This window comes from Enhygromyxa salina (assembly GCF_002994635.1).
Classification (GTDB): domain Bacteria; phylum Myxococcota_A; class Polyangia; order Nannocystales; family Nannocystaceae; genus Plesiocystis; species Plesiocystis salina_B.
In genome coordinates this window covers 79,346-98,421 of sequence record NZ_PVNL01000097.1, presented here as the reverse complement: position 1 = coordinate 98,421, position 19,076 = coordinate 79,346, and the positions used below count along the sequence as shown (strand labels likewise).

Sequence of the window (19,076 nt, the reverse complement as noted above, 5' to 3'; positions counted from 1 at the left end):
CAACCCGGCGAATCAATGGTCACGTTAGCAGCCAAGCTTGGTGCATCGAGCGGGGCGCTGTACCGACCGATGACGATGCTCAAGCGACCAGGAACACGGGTGTGTCGCCGATATCCACGAACTGCACCGGCCGAGAGATGGCGCCCGCCTTGCTCTCGTCATTGGGCGCGTCGCACTCGCTGTTGTCGTCGCCGTCGCCGTCGCCCTCTCCGTCGCCATCGCCGGCGCCGCCCCTGTGCATGTCGGCTCTCGGCGAGTTTGGGACAACGACCCGAAGTTTGGCGACTCGCCCTCGATGTTTGTCCACTCGCCCGCGGTGTTTGCGTAGTCCCGGCCAACTGCCAGGCATACGCTGGCGTCATGCATCGACGCACAGTGACCGGACGCATGCTGATCTGCCTCTTTTCGCTCTACGGGCCCGTCGGCTGCACGGTAGACGAGATCAGCGTGGACGAGAGTGGGGGCTCGACCACCGATCCGAGCGGGTCCGAGACCGCCCCAGGCACCGGCACGGAACCCATCGGCGAATGTGGCGATGGCGTCATCGATCCCGGTGAGCTGTGTGACGATGGCAACGCCATCGAGGACGACGGATGCAGCTCGAGCTGCGAGCCGATCGCTTGCGGCTTCGAATGGGTCGTGCGCGACCCCGCCTTCGTCACCGAATATTTTTCGCCCTGGGTCCCGGTGGTGCTAGACGGCGACGAGCTGACCCTCATCCACCAGACCTTCCCCGAGAACTACCTCAATAGCCGCCTGGTCCGCCTGAGCGCCGCCGACGGCTCGATCATGTTGTCCGCCGAGATCAACCTGCGAGCCGAAGACGACTTCCCCCAGGCGCTCGTGCGCGGACCCGAGGGCGACCTCTACCTCGGCGACACAACCTACGGCCTCGAGCGCTCGGTCTCGCTGCGCCGCCTCGACGCCGACAATCAAGTGCTCTGGAACCGGGTTCGCCCCGATGAGTATGGCATGTTCGATCTCGCCTTCTCCTCCAACAACGAGCTGCTGCTCGTCGATACCTACCAAACCTCGGCGGTCGAGAGTCAGGTGCGGATCGTCGCGCTCGACCCCGCTGACGGCAGTGAGCTCGGCGTCCGCGAGCTCGGCACGCCAGGCGCATCTTTTGACAGGGGCGAGGCCATGGCCATCGATGACCAGGGCCGCGTGTTCGTCGGCTGGACGCAGGAGCTGCAGCCCGAGGTCTCGTACCCGAGCATCTCCGCGCTGCCGCCCACGCAGGGCCCCCCGCTCTGGACCACCAGCTTCGACTCGATCACCGGCGAGTACGTGCTTGTCGAGGCCGTGGCCGTCGACCGCCACGGCCAGGTCATCGCCGCGATCGTCGACTTCCCCTCGTCCCGCAGCTGGTTCGCGTCTCTCGACGCTGACACCGGCGAGGTCGTGTGGCTCTTGTCCGACATCGAGCTCGGCCCGAGCGAGCTCGGCCTCGTGACCTACGACCTGGCCACCTCCAGCGATCGTATCCTCGTCGTCGGCACCCAGGCACTCCAAGTCGACGGGGAGTGGCTGACCTACGCACGGCTGCTCGGCCTCGACTTCGACGGCAACGTGGTTTGCAGCAAGCGCTACGGCGACTTCGAGGGGCAGGAGTGGCTCAATTTCATGCGCTTCACCGACGTCGTCGCCGGGGCGGAGGATGACTTCTACGCCGTCGGCCACGCTTTCTTCTACATAGAATCGTCGCTGCCCATTCCGGTCGAATTGCTGCGCGCGCGCATTCGCTGAGCAATGGGCATAAGGCAGCGAAGCGGCTGCATTCGGCGAAATCCAAGGTGGCTGTGGGGGTCATTGCCAGCTCAGTGCGCCTCGCCCCAGCTCGCGCCGACGCCGACATCCGCGACCAGCGGCACCTTCAGCGGATACACCTGCTCCATCTGCGTGCGCGCGATCGCAACCACACGCCCGACCTCGGCCTCCGGCGCCTCGAACACCAGCTCGTCGTGGATCTGCAGCAGCATCTTGGTCTCGAGCTTGGCGCGAACGAGGCGGCGATCGCCTTGCTCCAAGCCCCGCCACCGCGACGGGCGAACACTACTCCGCACGCTAGGATCTCCAGCGTTGGGGACGGCTTCTCACCGTCCCCCGCACACCCCATAATTTCAATCACTTATCCTCAGAACCCGAGGGGCTGCTAGCCCTTCGGCGGGGTGCGGAAGTTTCGCAATGATGGCGCGGCCTTGGCCCGCATCCCGCTGTTATCGTTGGGCTTCTTCGTGCCGTGTGGTCCCGTTGGGTTCCGGGGCGGAGAGACTGCTGCAGCAGAGTCACAGCACAAGGGCAGCACCGGTTCTTGTCGGCTGGGCGGTGGCGGGGTGCGGACAGGCGAGGGCGTGATCTTTGCACATAACGCGTCGCTGCTCGGGGGCCGCGCGAGGAGTCTACCTCTCGACGGCGCCGCCGCTAGTCCAGGCGCTGGCCGAGCGGGCCGACGTGGCCGACGACACGATCCGGCGACTGGAGCGCTCGGGCTTCTCGCGCTCGCTGGACACGCTGACCAAGGTCAGCCTGCTCGGCCTGGGGCTGTTCGTGGCGTACGAACTCGCCGACCGCCACCTGGCCATGCTGTCGATCTTTGACAAGCTTTCGAACCGGGAGCGAGAGGCTTTCGAGCCTATTTTGCGTGTACTCCCATCGTCCCAAGTCGCATCGGGAGTACGGCGCGTGGCCACCTCAGCGAGTGATCGCCTGGGCCTCCGAGCTCGGCGTCAACACTGTGGGCCGGTCACTCCATATGGTCTAGGAGTTGCCGACGCCGCGCTACCGCATCCCTTCGAGAAACCGCCTGTGGACCTGCTCGATGTCTGGGCGCTCTTCTGGGTCAACGTTTGTACTGTCGATCAACAGGTCACGGAGACCAACAGGAAGTTGGGCTATTTCACTAGACGATGAGAGGGGAGACCCGGTATCTACTGGTTCCTGCTGGGGACACCTGCCGAAGAGGAGCTCTCCAAGGAGGATGCCCAACGAGAAAATGTCCGCGGAAGTCTCGACGTCCCTACCTAGCCTCTGTTCCGGCGCCATGTAGTCGTCGGTTCCTAGAACGGCCCCGATCGAGGTCATTCGTCGCTGTCCGAGAGTCTTCGCTGTGGGGTTCAGGCTCTTGACCAGGCCAAAATCCGCGAGCCTGATGCTGCCGTCATTCATCAGCAGGACATTCGCGGGCTTCACATCTCGATGGACATGCCCCCGCGAGTGCAAGTGCCCCAGCCCCTGACACACCGCAGAAAACTGGTGGCGAAGTTGCACGCGTTCGGCTTCGGTTTCCAAGACCGCCTCGCCGTCGGCACGTCGGACGCGCTGCTGGATGAGCCGCCGTAGATCCCCTCCGTCTGCGAAGGGCATCGCGTACCACGGGTACATTCGACCATTGATGTTCTCGGTACCGTGATCAAGGACATCGATGAGATTCGGGTGACTCAACTCCTGCATCTTCTCGATCTCAGCGAGGAAGCGGTTTCGGGTGGACGTATCGCTTACGTTTTCAAGGACCTTTACGGCGACCTGGCCGTGGACATTCGAATGTGCGAGATAGACGACCCCAAAACCACCAGCTGCAATTACATCATGCAGCAGACAGTCGCCCACTGTCTTGTCGATTAGACGCCCGATGCTGGGCCGATCAGCAAGTGTAGCGAGACTCGGATCTGGTGCGACGGTCTGCGTATGTGGGAAGCCGTCCAGTTCCTTGAGCAGCCAGGTGAAGTCGCATTTCGGCTCTGGAGCCAGAGTCAACTGCCACGGGTCACGCGAGCGGATGCCTGAGCAGTGGACCCGCGCGAGAAACTTAGCCGCGGCTCCGGACTGTAGCTCTTTGAACAGGTAGAGACCTGGCTCCCCGTCGACAGCCGACCGCCGTGCATGCACGAAGGGCCATAGGTATCTGATCTTCGTCGCATCCGAGGAGACAAGAAATGGGCACGAAGACCGAACGCCCAGAAGAGACTCAGCGTCGATCTCCGAGAAGTGCTGGCTCGAGGGGGCGGCTGCTCCCATGCACCCAAATACTTGGAGGTAGGATCGGGCCCCAAATTGATGGCGTTGCGCAAACGCCAGCGGTGTCTCGCAAAGAAACCGGCTCTGACTGAGCACTACCTCCATCCTGGGTCGTAGTTCTTCGAGTAAAATGAGGCATTCATCGGAAGAAATGGCGATAGAGCCCTCGGCGTGCGCCACGTCGTTTCGCGTCTCCTTGATCGTGTCGACATGCCTGTCGAACAGCGTCCCGCTTCCACAGACCTCCGGTAGCTTGTCGACGAATCCTGGTTCTTCGTCGGCAAGAGTCTCGGCAAGATGGCGGAGGAGGCTCGTCCACCCCCCAAGCATCGTTCGCTGCTGTTTCTCGAAGTTCTTGAGCTTGCCGTGGTGTAGTAGCACCTCGTCGCCCCGCTGTGCGCAAAGCGCAACCAACTCGGCCAAGGCGACGCAGCAAAGAAATTTCACCGTCGACTCGAGGGCGAAGAAGAGCGCCTCTAGGCGCGTGCGCGGTTCCGAACATGCGCAGAACCGGCTCCATGCGAGTGCGATGGGAGCGGGATATCGAGCGACCACGAGATGAGAGGAGAAGGCCCATGACGCAGACGCATCGGCCGAGTAGCGTCGAAATCGATGTTCGGCTGCTCCGAGTCGTTCGCTCCCCTTCGGTCGCGGCGTCACCGAGAAGATCTCCCTCCGAATCTCTGCTGGTGATTCGCCAAGTAGTACGCGCAGGAGAGCCTCTGCGAGAGTTGGCGAGACGGCCTCCACTTCTTCCACGAGTTCCATGATGTCCTCTTCGCTTCGGGTCGCTCGGAGGCGCCCGATCATGGCAGGGCCCAGCTCCAGAAGCCCGACCTCGTCGTCGGAGAGCGCCTCGAGCCTTATCACGACCGGATTCTCCGAAGGTTCGTCGGGAACTTCGATCGTGTCGGTGGGCGACTCAACGGGCTTGCTGGACGCAGCCTTGGACGACAGTGCTTCTGGGGAAAGAGAGGCTCTGTCCACCCACCTGAAGGCATCATCGTGCGCGCCGACGTACAGGAGGAGTAGATCCTCTTCCACCTTGCCGAGGACGAGCCGGGTCGCGCGTCCCACACGGACCACACGGAGGGTTGCGCCCGATGCTCGGAGAGTCGAAAAGGAGACATTCTGCGGGTCAGCTCTGAGCTTCTCGAGAACGTGTTCCACTCGAAGCGCCTTCTCGCGATTGAGTTTCTCGAAGGACTTCTGAAAAGTATCTGTGCGGAGAAGCACCATCGGCGGAGCCTATCCCAACGTGATGTCAACGACGACCAAGATCCAGGAGCCGGTGATCGTCGACGGGTATGCCGTAGCAGGGCTCCTATCGAGCGTTCGCGCAGTCAGCGGTCGCCGTGAGGTCGTCGGAGCAAGTCATGGCCAGGTCCGGACCCAAAAAAGTGAGCATTCGGTAGAACGCACCTGGACAGCTGCGCGAGCCCGTGGTGGGTCGGCCACTCCCGCTGCGTAGCGACGAGGCCGAGGCATGCTCGACCGCTCGCTGAGGTTGGCTCGCCGGGTTCTGGGACGTCGACACGGCCCGACCGAGCACGGCCGTCGAGCGGGCCGCCGAGGCCATGCTCACGGCGCGCGCAACTTCATGACCGAGAACCTCCGGCACGCGAAGACCTACCTCGATCGACAGTGACAAGAAGATGGACGCGCTTCGAGATCGTGCGGGGGTTGTAGGGGTGTTCGACGATACACTCGCTACCACCGTGATTCCCGACGAACCACTTTGCTGGCTGCACATCTCGGATCTACATGTTGTCGGCAACGACTGGCAGCAAGACCACGTCCTTCGCGCATTCTTGCGCGACCTCCCGCGCCTGCTCGAGCAGGCTGGTCCCGCGCCACAGTTGGTGTTCGTGACTGGTGACGTCGCTCGGCACGGGGCCCGGACCGACTACGACGGCGCGCACGCATTCCTCGCCGCGCTGTGCGAGCAGCTGGGGCTCGACTGGCGTCAGCGGCTGTTCGTTGTCCCCGGCAACCACGACGTCGACCGCAAGGCTATCAGCAAGACGGTGGCCCGCTACGATCGCGCATTCGACGAACTCGACGAGGACGAGTTTCGCACCGCGATCGGGGTGCTGATTGACGACGCCGATGATCTTGCGTTGCACGGGCGCCGCCTCGGCAATTGGTGCGAGTTCACGGCCAAGCTGCAGGGGCCAGCCCGGCGGGTCTCCATCGATCGACCGTTTCGTAGCGACATCGTCGAGGTTGGCGGCGTCACCGTCGGCGTCGCGTCGCTGTGCTCGGCGTGGTTGTCTGGCCCCGACGACGCCCGCGGGCGGCTCGTCGTCGGTCAGCGCCAGATCCAACTACTGGTCGATGAGCTTGCGGCCGGCGGTGCCCAGCTCCGCGTGGCGCTGCTTCATCATCCCCTCGACTGGCTGCATGAGGTCGAGGCCAAGTACCTGCGCGCGCTGCTGCGCAACGAGTTCGACGTCATGCTCCACGGCCATGTCCATCACCCGGAGGCCGGAGCTTTCGTACAGGGTCGCCAAGGGACGCTGGAGATCGGCGGCGGGGCGCTCTACGCCGGGCTCGGAGAGGATCGCTTTCATGGCTTCACGATCGTGCAGGTCGACGCGGACGCAGGTCGGCTCCATGTGGATGCGTTCACGTGGACGACCCGCAGCGGGTTCTGGCACCGCGACGCTGGTTTTCACCGCGACGCACCCGACGGGCGCATGACTCTCGAGCTCGCGTTCCCACGGCTCGGGAAGGTCGCCACAGAGAAGCCAGCGGGTTCGCCGGACCCCCTCGTCGCTCGGCTGCGGCGGGCGGTCATTGATGTTCACGGGGAGCAAACCTTCGTCGGGTTGGCCGACGGCGCACCCAAGCCGGTCGCCAGCATTCACGACATATTCGTGCCGTTGGAGCTTCGTCGACGCGACGCGGCCGAGGCCAACGAGCGCCTATCACTCGAAGTGCTGGTGCCGGGGTGGCTGCGTCCCGCCGCTGAGGGCAAGCGCGCCGCTCGGGCGGTGATCCTCGGTGACCCCGGTAGCGGCAAGTCGACGCTGGCGCGCTACCTGGCTATGCGTGTGGCCGAGTCTGAGGCGCCCGTCGTTCCGCTGCTGCTCACGGTGCGCGACTGGGTGATGGGGGGTGGCGAGGAGGGGATGCTCGATCAGGCGCGTCGCTACGCCGCGAGCGTGCTGGAGATTCGCACAAGCGTAGAGACGCTCGAACAGTTGTGTGAGCGCGGGCAAGCCGTGCTGATCGTTGACGGGGTCGATGAGTGCAGCGAGACGCTGCGCGTAGGCTTGCGCGATCGTCTGCATGGCGTCGCTTCGCGCTATCCACTGATGCCGGTGCTCGTCACGAGCCGGATCCTCGGCTACGACGAGGCGCCTCTCAACGCGACGCCATTCCAGCATTTCGTGCTCGAGCCATTCGACGATGAGCAGCTACGGCAATTCATCGAACGCTGGTACGTAGTCGCGGAGTCGAAGAACCCCGTCGAGCGACAGCGCAAGCAGGCGCAGCTGTGGTCCGCGCTCGAGGCCGAGCCGCGGGCCAAACAGATGGCGCGCACGCCTCTACTCGCTACTTTGTTGGCGTTGGTGCACTTTCACCGAGCACAGCTACCCGGAGAGCGAGCGCAGCTGTATGCAGTGTGCATCGACACGCTGGTCGTGACCTGGCCGGCGGCCCGGAAGCGGAGCCTTCCGGAACTCGCGGGACACCGGCAGCTGCCGATGCTCGAGAAACTGGCGTTTTGGATGCAGTCGCAGCGCCCGAGCAACTTCGACACGCGAGAACAACAGCTTGGAGTTGTCGTCACGCGCAGGCAGCTCGACGACCAACTAGAGGCACAGCTGGCGGACCACGCTCCCGAGTCAAATGAGGGCTGGCGTCGCGATCTCGCCCACAAGTGGCGTCGATGGCTGGTCGCAGACTCGGGGCTGCTGCAGGAGAGCCAGAGGGACCGATATTCCTTCGTGCATCTGTCGCTGATGGAACACCTCGCCGGACAAGCGATGCTTCGCCAACAGGGACGAAAAGGCAACGACGCGATCACTCGCTTCGTCGTCGAGCATCACAAGTGGGCGGCATGGCGTGAGACCCTGCTATTGGCGCTCGGGAGCCGGGCCGAGGATCGGGAACTTGGGAGCGCTATCATGGAGGCCGTAACCGAAATCAATCCGTTTCAGTTCCCCTCCGCGTTGTTCCTGCTAGGCGTGCTGCGCGAAGAGATCGACGTTGGCGAAAGGCTGTGCGGGCGAGCGTTGGATGTGGTCGCCGCGCTGCTGTCAGAATACGGTCCCTACACCGGAAGCGAAGTCCGCGCCCACATCGCCAACATCCTTCGTTTTACTCATCGACATTCAGATACGGTCCGGCGCTGGATCGAGGCAGGGCTGGCCGAACGCAGCGATCGCGCGCTGGTTGGTCTGTTGAGCTTGGTGCCGACGGGCCTCCCAGTCGTGCACGCACTAGACTGCCGCGAGGAACAGGACCTCGGGCTGGTCGCATTCTTGGATCTCGACAGGGGCGAATGGAGCACATGGGCTCGGGGCAAGGCAAAACGCTCCACGTTGCTGACCTGGGTGATGGGGATGCCCTTCGCACGGGCGCAGCGCCGGCTATTCGGCAATCCCACGCAACTCGATTCTTGCCTCTGGGTTGCATGGCTCCTTCACCAGATGACCTGGGTTTGGGATCGAGTCCAACGCGTCGTTGCCGACTCAGACGCGCTCCCACGTACGCTGGTTACCGGCACAGACATGGTGCATCTCGCTCCGTCCATCCGCATAACCTGCGGGGCTGAACTCAGCGAGCGAGGCCCTGCTGCGGGAGACTCATGGCAGGGCGATCCCGTGGGCGCCGGCTATCATGCACACTTTGGAGTGGCGTTCTCCACACAAATTGGCCGCGATCTGGCAAATCTGACGATCGAGCTCCGTTCGGCTTCGATGTCCTACATCGAAGCCCGAACCGAAATTGCCAATACACTCGTCCGCGCATGTTTGCCGCCGGCCTCACCTGCATGGAAGGCTGTGCTCGAGGCCCTCGCTGGACTCGTCGGCAACTATGCGACCGCCGACGAAGCGAGTCGCATGGCCCGCATCCGCGCAGCTAACCGGGCTCTCAACACTGGCTTCGACCTCTTCGTCGACACCCACAACTGGGACACCCCCACCCCCGAAAAGCATGCCCTCCAGCTTGCCCTCGGCCTTGCGCAGTACCAAACATCCTGGTCATGGCCAACCAGCAACTACTGGCCTACGTGGTTCGCTGGCGCTCCGCCCGAGCACTGGCTCCCCGCCCACGTCTGGCATCTGTGCCGCGCGGTGCAGGAACCCGACAACCCCGACCACCAATCCCACGCCGCCGCCTGCCTTGCTCGTGGTGACTTCCCCGAGTTTGTGGACCTCCTCCGCCAGTTCGAACTCGGCCCGCCCGACCCCGAGTTCCTGGCCCACTTCAGCGGGCCCCCCATCGAGCTCCCGGACCTCCCCGACCCGCCTCCCCGGTCGTGAACACCATGTCCACACCATCGAGCCGGCCTGCCACACCGCCGAAACCCACGCGCGCGTCTCGGCGGCAGTGTCGATTCGCGCAATGGAATTCAAAGTTGACGTTCGCCGGACGATGCTGGCGGCAGCTAGAGCGGCGATCAGTTTGGAGTCGCGTCGTCAGGTGCGTCTGGGGCCGTTCCTGACTAGGAGCGAGGCCGAAGCTGTATCCGGCATACTGCGAGGCCGAGTCGACAACGGCAGGAGCGGCCCCAGATGTGCCTGGCGTCGTGAATTCAAACTGGTCGTCGCTCTAGGGGCTGCAGCCGCGGTCGACAACCTGCCCGCCGAGCGACTCGGGTGTCCGGCCATGGGCACCGGAGTCGGCTGCATGGATCCCTTCGACGCCGTCGAGCAGATGTTCGATGCCTGGCGGACCTTTCGAGCGGAGCGTTGACTTGCGTTGGTGCATGGACCCGTACGACGTTGTCGGGCTCGAGTTGCCCGAGGCGCGCGCTATCACAACGCGGGTGACCGACGATCCCGACGACGAAGACCACGACGACCACGATGGCTGGACCACCGTGGCCGGGCCAGGCAACCGCGCACCGCAACCTGGGCATCGTTGCGTTTCACTGTGATGACTCCGAGCGCGTGCGTACTTCACCAGGGAGATTGAAGCGAAATCTCGCAGCGAATTCCGACCTTCCTGCACGTCCGCCGAACCTTGTGGGTATCCGAGTGCGAGTTGGACCGGGCGAGAATGATGACCCGGCTGACGCCGCCCGACTTGATCGCCGCGACCAGTCGTCGAACCGAACCGGTCCCGCCATCGCGGCGACATGGGAAATGGCGCCAGCCACGCGATGTGCAATGTTGCGGTGGTCGCGGGCCGCCAAGCACCGCGACACCCCTTCGTTTCCTACGTTTCGACCCGAGATCATGATTGCGCGTGTCACACATCGATGCGCAGGGTCGCCTCCGTCGAGTCATCTGATAATCCCATGACTCGGACCGGGATACGCTCCTGGTGTGACGAACAGCGACACGACTGCCCGCGCCTACAACTTGTCGGCAGAGGAACTCCAGCGGTGGAAGAGCAGCCTCGAGCCGTTGGCCAAGACGCGGGGGACCAAGACTCGCCTCGCCAAGGCGCTGTACCACGCGAAAGTTGCCGAACTCAGCTCCTGCAAGAACATGGTCTCGGAGTTCTTCCACGGCAAACCCGACACACTACGCACGATCTTTGACGATCCGAAGCGACTGCAGATCATCGCCGAGGGTCTGTCCATGACCCCGGACACACTGGGTGAGTACCTTGCCGCCGCCAGGACCAAGGGGAAGGACCTGCCGTTTAGCCAGCGGATCCCCGGGTTCGAAGACTTGGGCCCATTCGACATCGTCGACGCTGCCTTCTCGCCTCCCGCCGGTCAGAAGATCATTATCACAAATTGCCAGGTCACTGCGGTCTCGGATGGTTTGTCGTCATGGTCGTTTGACGACCTGTTCGAGCTAGCGACATCGGATGACCAGAGTCTGCCGACGACGATCTTCATCGTGGGATCTAATGATGCGGCCCGAATCACCTGCCTGCGCTGGCTACAGGCTAAACTGCGAGAAGTCGGCTTGCGGATATCGGACTGGCGTCGCACCGACCTTGAAGACGGCGGGGTTCTCGTTCAGTCGGAGTTCGATCGGCTGACGCCACGAGATCAGCTACGGTTATTGAAGGTGGCTGCGAACACGCAAGCGGTGCTGTTTGCGACGGCTTCTACTCGCGTCCCCGCGGAGGATCAGTGCACGGACCGGGTCGTGCTGCTGCTCGGGTCGGGCTCGGTGGACTGGGCCTTGCGGTATCTGAATCACCTCGAACAATTGCTCAATCGTCACGGTCACGCCGCCGACCTCGAACCCGTCAGGCGCTGGCTGGAGGACGACCCTCGTTCGGGCTGGGCCATCGACGACGCCGACGCGCTCGGGCTGGTCGCACGGGATACATTCGATAGTCGCGCATTGCCGTTCTCGAACAAGCTGCTGCTCGAGCGGTGGTTGCACCACGCCGCGCAACGGCTTCGCATCCGTGGGCGAGCGGGGGAGGCCGCGATGTTGGAGGTGTGCGGACAGCGAGCGCTCGCGGGGATCGCCGCCAGTGCATGTCGTAGTCACGAGACCTGGATCGCCATCGAGACCGTCGCCCGAACATTCGTCGAAGCGGCCGACGGCATCGCTGGCGAGTCCATCTGGCGCGAGCTTGGTGCTGCTGGCATGTTGAGCCTAGTCGACGGCCTCATCGAGATGGGACTGCTCCGTCGGCGGGGCTCGCGGGTCACGTTTCCGAGGATGCACCTGCTCGTCTCAGCCCTCGGATTCTACATCGCGGAAAACCTCGAGGACCATGAAATCATCCGCGTAGCGGTACTGCACGAGCAGTGGCACCCTTCGCTGCTCGCGGCGGCCGAGGTCTGCGGTGACCCGAGCCCGATCATCGCTGCGATAAATCGCCAGTCTGCGGGGGTCCGTTGTGCGAGCGCACCAGCGATGGCGTGGGTGCTCGGGAGCGGGGCGCGGCCATCCGATCGGCCCGTGTTTGCGCGCGCCTTCCTGCTAGCGCTGCGCTGGTGGGCGATGCGTCCGCAAAAGCCATTGCCGCGGACCTTGACGCTGGGCAGCGCGCGCGCGCCGGTGCCTGCGTCGCCGAACCCCGTTCGCATTGGTGGTCGAGAGCCGCTCGTGGCACTGGCCCAGATCTCACTGCTCCACCATACTGACCTGCCCCGTGGATGGACGTCCGCGGATCTACGTGAACTCGAGCTTGACGATGCCATGGTCCGGTTGGAGAGCCTCGAGTTCGACGCGCGCCTCGATGAGCAGACGGCCCGTCTCGCTTTGATGATTGGTGCTCCGTTTCAATCACTGGAGATCTTGGCGGCAGACCTCTGGGCCTGCATGCCACAGGTTGGCGATGCCCAGACCGAGATGGACGCTCGACTGTGTCGAGAGGACTACACGCTCTGGTGGCGAACCGTCGCCGCGCCGAGGTTGCTGCTCGAGGCTGACGGGAAAGCTCGTATTGCGGGTGTCCACTCCAGTCACTCGATCAGGTGCGCGATGCAACAGAATCTTCGCGGCACCAAGATTTGGGTGGCAGCGCTGTGCGACGGCATGCTGCACGGCATGGACGGCGCCGCCGATGTCTTCATCGATGCCGTGCAATGCTATACGAGCGTAGGCGGTCGCTGGAACCAGGATGGGCTCGACAGCATTTGGCAGCGCCTGTCCGAGTCAATGCGAGCGGAGCTTCGACTCCGGGTCGCTGCTCGACTGTGCGAAGCCGAGCCGTGGTTGCACGACGAAGATGGCACAACCTGGCTCATGACGACGTTCTTGAACGGGCCGGACCTCGTGCGCCTGTGGGAGGACTGGAGCACTCGGGGGGAGATGGTTGCGCTGTACTTTCCATGGCGAAGCTTCCTTGCGGCGGGTGTCGACGCCGATCGGATCCTGGGTTGGGCGCTGGCGACGATCAGCGATCAGCAGACCTACGCCATCGAGCCGACGCACGAAATGGCACAAGGATGGACCGTCGCACAGCTCCATCAGTCGCCCGAGACTCCGCAGGCGGCTGCGTTAGCCCATCTGGTGGATGTGGGCGACATTCGTCTACTGGCGCGACTGCACGTCTTCGCGCCCTCTGACATCGCTGATCACGCCCGCAGGCGACTTGCGGCGTGTCCACAACACGAGGTCCGCGAGGCGCTGCTCGAGATGTGTGATGACTTGAGCACACCACACGAGATCCGCTCGCGGATTTTGGCTCGGCTTCACCCGCGCCCGGGTGAAGCCGAGCGCTGGTCTCACTTCGCAGAAATGTCGCCCAACCCCTTCGATCGACTCGCACACAAATGTCAGGTGGACTGTGCTCGCGCGGAGGACCACGGCCGATGGCGAGCGGTTAGCGAGACGCTCGAGCTACTCGAGTCGCTCATTGACGATCCAAGGCGACACCTCGAGCTCATGCAGCAGGTCGTGAGCGAAGGGCTCGACGCGCAGCAGTTGGCGGCCGTGGTCGACGGTTTGTGCTCGAATCTCCTAACGGGTATCGGAGTTCTGCTCGCACGGACGACATCGGGCCTCGACGAGCGCGGTCCTGTGGTCGAGCATGTGTTTGCCACGCCGAGTCTGCGCAAGAAGATCCTGGGCGGAGTTCATGCTCCCTGGTGGGGCTTGGCGCTGGAGCTCCATGGCGAGGAGCGGACGTTGGCGTGGCTGCGAGCCGGCGATGTCGACAGTCCGAATGCGACGCAGGCTCGGCTCGGTGCAATCGAGATCTCGGAGGCGATGGCTTGGGCCGCGGTCGAGGATGGGGAGCTTGGTAGCTCGATCGCCCAGCGCTTTGCGGCGCGGCGGCCGTCGTTGAATATCGAGATCGCGGCCGCCAACTTGAGTAGGCTCGGGGCGAGGCTGAGGCTCGACGGCGTGCACGAACTCGCCAGGCTCTACGTGATCGCAGGCGGTGATGCGGCGGCTCGGGCGTTCCAGGCAGCGATGCTCGAGAGTGGGGCTGAGAGCGAAGAAACCGAGCGGTTCTGGATGGGCGTCGCACGGGGGTTGACCGAGCTGGTTGCACTCGCGGCGGTGATGGACGAGCTGAGTGAGTGAGCTCGTGGGGGCCAGAACGCCTCGTCCCAGCGCGAGCGAATCAGATCCGGTGCGCTGCTGAGCAACACGCGCGACAGGTGCTAGGCTTCGGCGGGTGCGGAATCGGAAAGAAACCGCTTGGCGGAAGAATCGTCGGTTCGGCGAGATTCACGGCGGCCGGACTCATCGGAAGCTCACCGATGGCATCTTCCGACGACTCCACGATATCGAGCGGCCGTCAGCGAACGACGAACTACCCATCCTCATCGAAGAGAAGTCGTCGCGTGACTTCTTCTTTCCGCTGAACGGCGCAGAAACACTGCAAGCTCTTCACGCCCTCCCCCGAAAGGACGTCGAAGCGATCACGCACGTGTGGCTGCGCCGGGCGCGGAAGTCCGACTACTTGGCGGGCGAGCTTCCGTTGGCGACGTTCATCTGTGGCAGCGGCGTCCGTGTGATCACGCTCTACCCCTGGCCCACGGACCGTGTAATTCGTTTCGGCACCAAGCGACCGACTCAGCGAGTCATCCGCGAGTACTCGAAGTGGGGGACCGAGCTGTTCCAGGAGGATGAGCGCTGGTGCATACGATTCTCGGAGCTTGGCTTGCGACGCTTCTTCATCGAACACCTGCTTTACCACGAGGTCGGCCATCACGTGGATTGGTACCGCCGGCACTGGAGTGCGGCCAACGCCGAGCAGTGCGAGGAGTTCGCTAACCAATATGCGATGGCCCGTTCTCGGACAGCCACGCACGTGTTCAATGCGCTGGAAAAGGCGCGGTCGTCCAAAATGTAGGTACTCAGCCCGGCCGCAAGTCGTCGCCGCGGCGATGACCGAGGGGGTCGCTCGTCATGCCCATGCGTTGCCCCCAGGCTACAAGCGCATGCCGCCGTGGTGGCTGCGCTCACGCAACTCGATCTTCGACTCGTTGCGGTAGACGGCGAAGACGACATGCTGGCTGCCCGGTTCGCCTTCTATCGTGGCCGCCAAGATCACCATTGGGGCTCCTCGGCCAGAATGCGCTCTTCCGATTAACGGCAGCTCGCCTCGAGCCGCTGCAGGGAGCGGATCATGCCAGACCGCCAGATTTCCCAGCGCGCCTCGTTGAGCAGATCATTTCGAAAGTAGGGTGCCCGTAGGCGTTGGCCAAGTTCGTTGCTAACCATCGGTTTGGCCTCCTCGATGTCGTCACGCAGTCGAAGCATGACTTGGCTACGCTCTCGCAGGGCGGAGACGTCGATGCGAAGCTCCGGCGCAGCTCGCTCCAGATCGTCGCGCTCCGCGAGGCTCGGGAGGTAGACCTCGACGAGGATCTCCATGACCTGCTCGAGGCGCATGAGGTAGGCGGCGACGAAGTCGCGGCATTGTTTCCACCGCTCGGGTCGGAGGGTCTGTTGGTCGAGGCCAGCGACCATTCGTTGCAGCTGCGCGTCGCAGACATCGAATATCGCCCGAACGACGTGCATGAAGGTCGGGACACCCTCGACTGTGGGCTCACGAGCGTGGCGAGCGAGGCGAGTCCGGTGGCGGTCGATGAAGTCGAGCGCAGCCGCATGCAGCGAGAGCGCGAGGGCGCGGGCGCGTCGGCCCATCACGCGGCCCTTTCCCTCAGCCGCAAGACTCGGACGTGCGAGGCGCCCTCGTCGAAGGCGAGGCCGACCGCTGATCGTGATGTTGCACAGCTGGAAGAAGCGAACGAGCTGCTCATCCTCGCCGTCCTCGAGCAGGCGTACGAGCTCGGCGTGAAACTGCTCCGCGCTCTCGAGCGCGACCTGGACACGACGCACCAGCCGACGCTCGGCGCCAGCGTCGAGCTGCGCGATGACGTGCACGAAGACCGAGTTGCTCACGAGCGTGTCACCGCTCGGCGACCCAAGCTCGACGTGGCCAACGGCCGAAAGCCGCGCACACCGCTGGACGAGCGCCTCGGGTGCTCGCGCACTCCACTTCTCGCCCGCGGTACGAAGCTCGAGGCGAGCTGGCTCGTGGTCGGCGACCTCGATGACGAGCATCACTCGGCTCTTGGCCTCCAACGCTCCACGAATGTCGGCTACGAACTCGCCGGCCTTGCCAAGACAGAGCTCGACGAGCCGCAGTGCGGAAGCCCCAACGTGCTCGAACCCATCATCACCGTCTCCGAGGTCGTCGACGACGGCGGGCACCCCCTGCTCGGTTGGATCGAACGAGGCGCGGGCGTCGAACTCGACCGGAAGGCCAGGGATCGCCAACACACACTCGCAGTTGCCCGTGTTCGGAGTGGCGAATAGCGCAGGTGTGGTGAAGTTGGCGCTTCCGTAGGCCAGCAGGCAAGCGTCGGCGCCGTGGAGCACGACGGCCTTGGCATGAAGGCCGCGCTCGTGGCCGTCCTCGTCGTAGCGGGTCAGGGTGATCTGAACGCGACCGTCAACGACGCTCGGATGCTCGAGCCAGGCCGCGGTCATGGTGGTCGCCTTCCGCTCCGAGTAGATGTGGAGGCCCAGATCGTCGAGCTCATCGATCAGCTTGGGCTGGCGATCGAAGTAGGGCGACAGCGCCGTGCACTTGGAAATCCCATCACCCGCGAGCACCCGCAGTTGCGGCCACAGAGGCTCGTCGAGGTTGGACAGGAAGCGCGGCTCGGAAGCGGTCGGCGCGTCATGGGTCGTGCGCAACCAGCCGCAGTCCTGACCTGCGGCTTCGATCGCCTGCGACACGGACTCGGACGCGTCGAGGCGCGTGAACCATCGGTAGACGTCGGCGAACAGGCGACCGTGGGTCTGGTCCTTGCCGAGATCGAAGCGGAAACTCCCGGCAAACTCCGCGTTGTTGGTGAAGCCCGTCTTCGACAGGTTGCAGCTCCCGATCACGAGCAGGCCCTGGCGCTTGTTGGTAAAGAGGTAGACCTTGGGATGAAAGACGCCGTGGCAGCTGACGGGGTTGAGGTAGTAGCCGCGACCGGCGAGCTTGGGCCGGTCGCGGCCTTCGGCAGCGATCAGCTTCGCGTATATGCCGTGATCGACGAACGCGACCACGTTGTCGGCGTACCTGAAGGCGTCGAGGCTACGCAGACAGTAGCCCTCGAAGAAGTCGGCACTGAAGTTGTAGGTAGCGAGCAGAACGTGGTCGAAGCGACCCCGGCGGAGCTCGTTGATGAGATCGAGCGTCGCCATCACTACTGCTCCTCGAGTTCGCTGAGCAGCGCCTCACCAAGGGGGGTTAAGCGTAGCCCCGCATCCTGCTCGTCCTCGTCGGCGCCCTCGTCCTCGTAGGCGTACTCATCCTCGTCATCCGGCTCCTCGTCGGGCTCCTCGTTGCTGTGCTCGTCACCATCTTCGACCAGGCCGAGATCACGGAGCATCCACACCGCGTTGGGGAACCGCGAGCTACGAAAGCCAGGCTGAAGATCGCGGACGTGATGGACGCGACCGTCCTCGTAGGTGAGCCAGCACTTGCGCAGATCCCCCTTGTCCCACAACACGGTCTGGTGACGATCGACGAGGTGATTGAGTAGGACGGTTGCGGCCTGCTCCCAGGTGCAACGCTCGTCGAACCAGGCGTCGATAAACCTGAGACGGTTGCCGACCCAGGGCTCGTCGCCAGCGTCGCGGCGGAGCCAGTTGACCGCGGCGTTGTCCGGCAAGGCCCGCCAGCGCGCGTAAAGGCTGGCGAGCTGCATCAACGATTGCGCCAGGTGTTGCTCGGGTCCCTTGGCTTGCCAGCACAGCCTATTCTCGCTCAGGGGGTGGAGGATCGAGCGGCTCGCGTTGATCTCATCGGGGCCGTGGACCGTTGGGGGCTCGCGCAGACCCAGGGCATCGAGCAACTTGGCCGGCGTCGTACCCGGCGTACCGGTGCGCGCGTCGACGAAGGCTCGAAAGTCGTCATTGACCAGCAGCTCGATGGCGTCGCTGATCTCGAGGCCGCTGTCCGAGAGCGAAGCGACCTCGAGCAACGCACGAAGCGCCCCCTCGTGGGCGACGGTGAGGTGTTGCTGGGCGCAGAACAGACGCCAGTGGTCACAGTTGTCGATGAGGGCGGGCGGGAGTTCGACGCTCACGACCGCGTCCTCGCCGTCGTTGATGACGCCAAAGTAGAGCGGTCCGTAGAGGAGGGTCCACTCCAGCTTCTTGCCCGAGCGGCAGCGAAGCTGCGCCGCCTCGTAGCGCCGGATCACCCAGAGGATCCAGGTGAGGGTCAGCCGACGACGAATGTCCGCTTCTCCCGGGAGCCTGTCGCTGCGACCAAACAAGAGCTTGATGAGCGTGTCGCGCTCGACCTCGTGGGCGGGACTGCGCAGGGCATCGAGGCTCATGGCCGCCGCGGAGCGGCGCAGGTCCTTGAGAGAGACCCGTTCGTGCGTCCACGCGCGCTTGCGGCCGAAGGGTGTCTTGGCGACGGACTCCTCGACGGCCAGGGCCAAGAGCTCGGCATCGTCTCCGGCGATCTCGTCAAAGCCGTCAGCTTCGCGCTCCCACAGACCGAGCGCGAACATGGACCCGTTGTAGTTTTGCCCATAGCCCCCGTAGGGGTTGCTGAGCAGACGAAGGTCGAGGCTCAGCTCATCGTCTGCTCCCTCGAGCGCGGCTCGGACCTTGGTCACGCCGACCGGGACGACGTTCGGGCGCCGCTCGGGGTCGAGCATGGTCGCCAGGGCAAACGCGGCCTCGCGCCGACGAAACGCGCGGGCGAAGGCGTCATCATCCTGCAGGTTCTCGGTCTCGGCGATGTTTCGGAGGATCCAGCAGTAGATCGAATAGTAGCGGGCGTTCCTGGTCGTGGTGATGATCCCGCGCAGCAATTCCCCGGTGAGGGCGTGGGTGATGCGAGACAGGCCAAGAGGGTCCCGCCCGCCTGTGCCGAGCACGACGCGCTTGGTCCAGCGCGGGAGGTAGGTAGCGAGGCTGTCATGCATCGTGAACGGCTCCTCCACATCCGGGACACCGAGCGAACCGCAAGCGTTGGTCGCC

At 64.2% G+C, this 19,076-nt stretch carries 10 protein-coding genes; 4 read left to right on the top strand and 6 right to left on the bottom strand.

Going from position 1 to position 19,076, the window contains the following annotated elements:
- Positions 1-79: 79 nt before the first annotated feature.
- Positions 80-241 (bottom strand): hypothetical protein, encoded by a 162-nt coding sequence (locus ENSA7_RS45440; protein ID WP_244923891.1) that lies wholly within the window; start codon positions 239-241, stop codon positions 80-82.
- A 119-nt stretch (positions 242-360) separates the two neighbouring features.
- Here ENSA7_RS45440 and ENSA7_RS24125 point away from each other — a divergent pair, with 119 nt between their 5' ends.
- A complete protein-coding gene (locus ENSA7_RS24125) occupies positions 361-1,749 on the top strand; it encodes an outer membrane protein assembly factor BamB family protein (protein ID WP_106091693.1) in 1,389 nt (462 codons plus the stop codon).
- Positions 1,750-1,820: 71 nt separating this feature from the next.
- Here the strand turns inward: ENSA7_RS24125 and ENSA7_RS24120 are convergent, their stop codons facing one another.
- Together ENSA7_RS24120 and ENSA7_RS24115 are read right to left on the bottom strand one after the other, a co-directional pair.
- Positions 1,821-2,030, bottom strand: a complete 210-nt coding sequence (locus ENSA7_RS24120) for a DNA polymerase (RefSeq protein WP_244923890.1) — start codon at positions 2,028-2,030, stop codon at positions 1,821-1,823.
- 751 nt (positions 2,031-2,781) lie between these two features.
- Positions 2,782-5,256: a serine/threonine-protein kinase gene (locus ENSA7_RS24115; RefSeq protein ID WP_106091692.1), complete on the bottom strand. Its 2,475-nt coding sequence runs from the start codon at positions 5,254-5,256 to the stop codon at positions 2,782-2,784.
- A 416-nt stretch (positions 5,257-5,672) separates the two neighbouring features.
- On the opposite strand from ENSA7_RS24115, the gene ENSA7_RS24110 reads away from it, so the two are divergent.
- The 3 genes from ENSA7_RS24110 to ENSA7_RS24100 all read left to right on the top strand — a co-directional run bounded on the left by ENSA7_RS24110 (position 5,673) and on the right by ENSA7_RS24100 (position 14,925).
- On the top strand, positions 5,673-9,515 hold the full coding sequence (locus ENSA7_RS24110; RefSeq protein ID WP_106091691.1) for a metallophosphoesterase: 3,843 nt from the start codon (positions 5,673-5,675) through the stop codon (positions 9,513-9,515).
- Positions 9,516-10,523: 1,008 nt separating this feature from the next.
- A complete protein-coding gene (locus ENSA7_RS24105; RefSeq protein ID WP_106091690.1) occupies positions 10,524-14,150 on the top strand; it encodes a hypothetical protein in 3,627 nt (1,208 codons plus the stop codon).
- 94 nt (positions 14,151-14,244) lie between these two features.
- On the top strand, positions 14,245-14,925 hold the full coding sequence (locus ENSA7_RS24100; RefSeq protein WP_106091689.1) for a hypothetical protein: 681 nt from the start codon (positions 14,245-14,247) through the stop codon (positions 14,923-14,925).
- 78 nt (positions 14,926-15,003) lie between these two features.
- Here ENSA7_RS24100 and ENSA7_RS45855 read toward each other — a convergent pair whose 3' ends face one another.
- Genes ENSA7_RS45855 through ENSA7_RS24090 form a run of 3 tightly spaced genes read right to left on the bottom strand, consistent with a single transcriptional unit; the run spans position 15,004 to position 19,021 of the window.
- On the bottom strand, positions 15,004-15,129 hold the full coding sequence (locus ENSA7_RS45855) for a hypothetical protein (protein WP_280524032.1): 126 nt from the start codon (positions 15,127-15,129) through the stop codon (positions 15,004-15,006).
- A gap of 32 nt (positions 15,130-15,161) precedes the next feature.
- Positions 15,162-17,279: a phospholipase D-like domain-containing protein gene (locus ENSA7_RS24095; protein WP_106091688.1), complete on the bottom strand. Its 2,118-nt coding sequence runs from the start codon at positions 17,277-17,279 to the stop codon at positions 15,162-15,164.
- A gap of 2 nt (positions 17,280-17,281) precedes the next feature.
- Entirely contained in the window at positions 17,282-19,021 is a 1,740-nt protein-coding gene (locus ENSA7_RS24090; protein WP_146158069.1) for a hypothetical protein, read from the bottom strand.
- Positions 19,022-19,076: the final 55 nt, after the last annotated feature.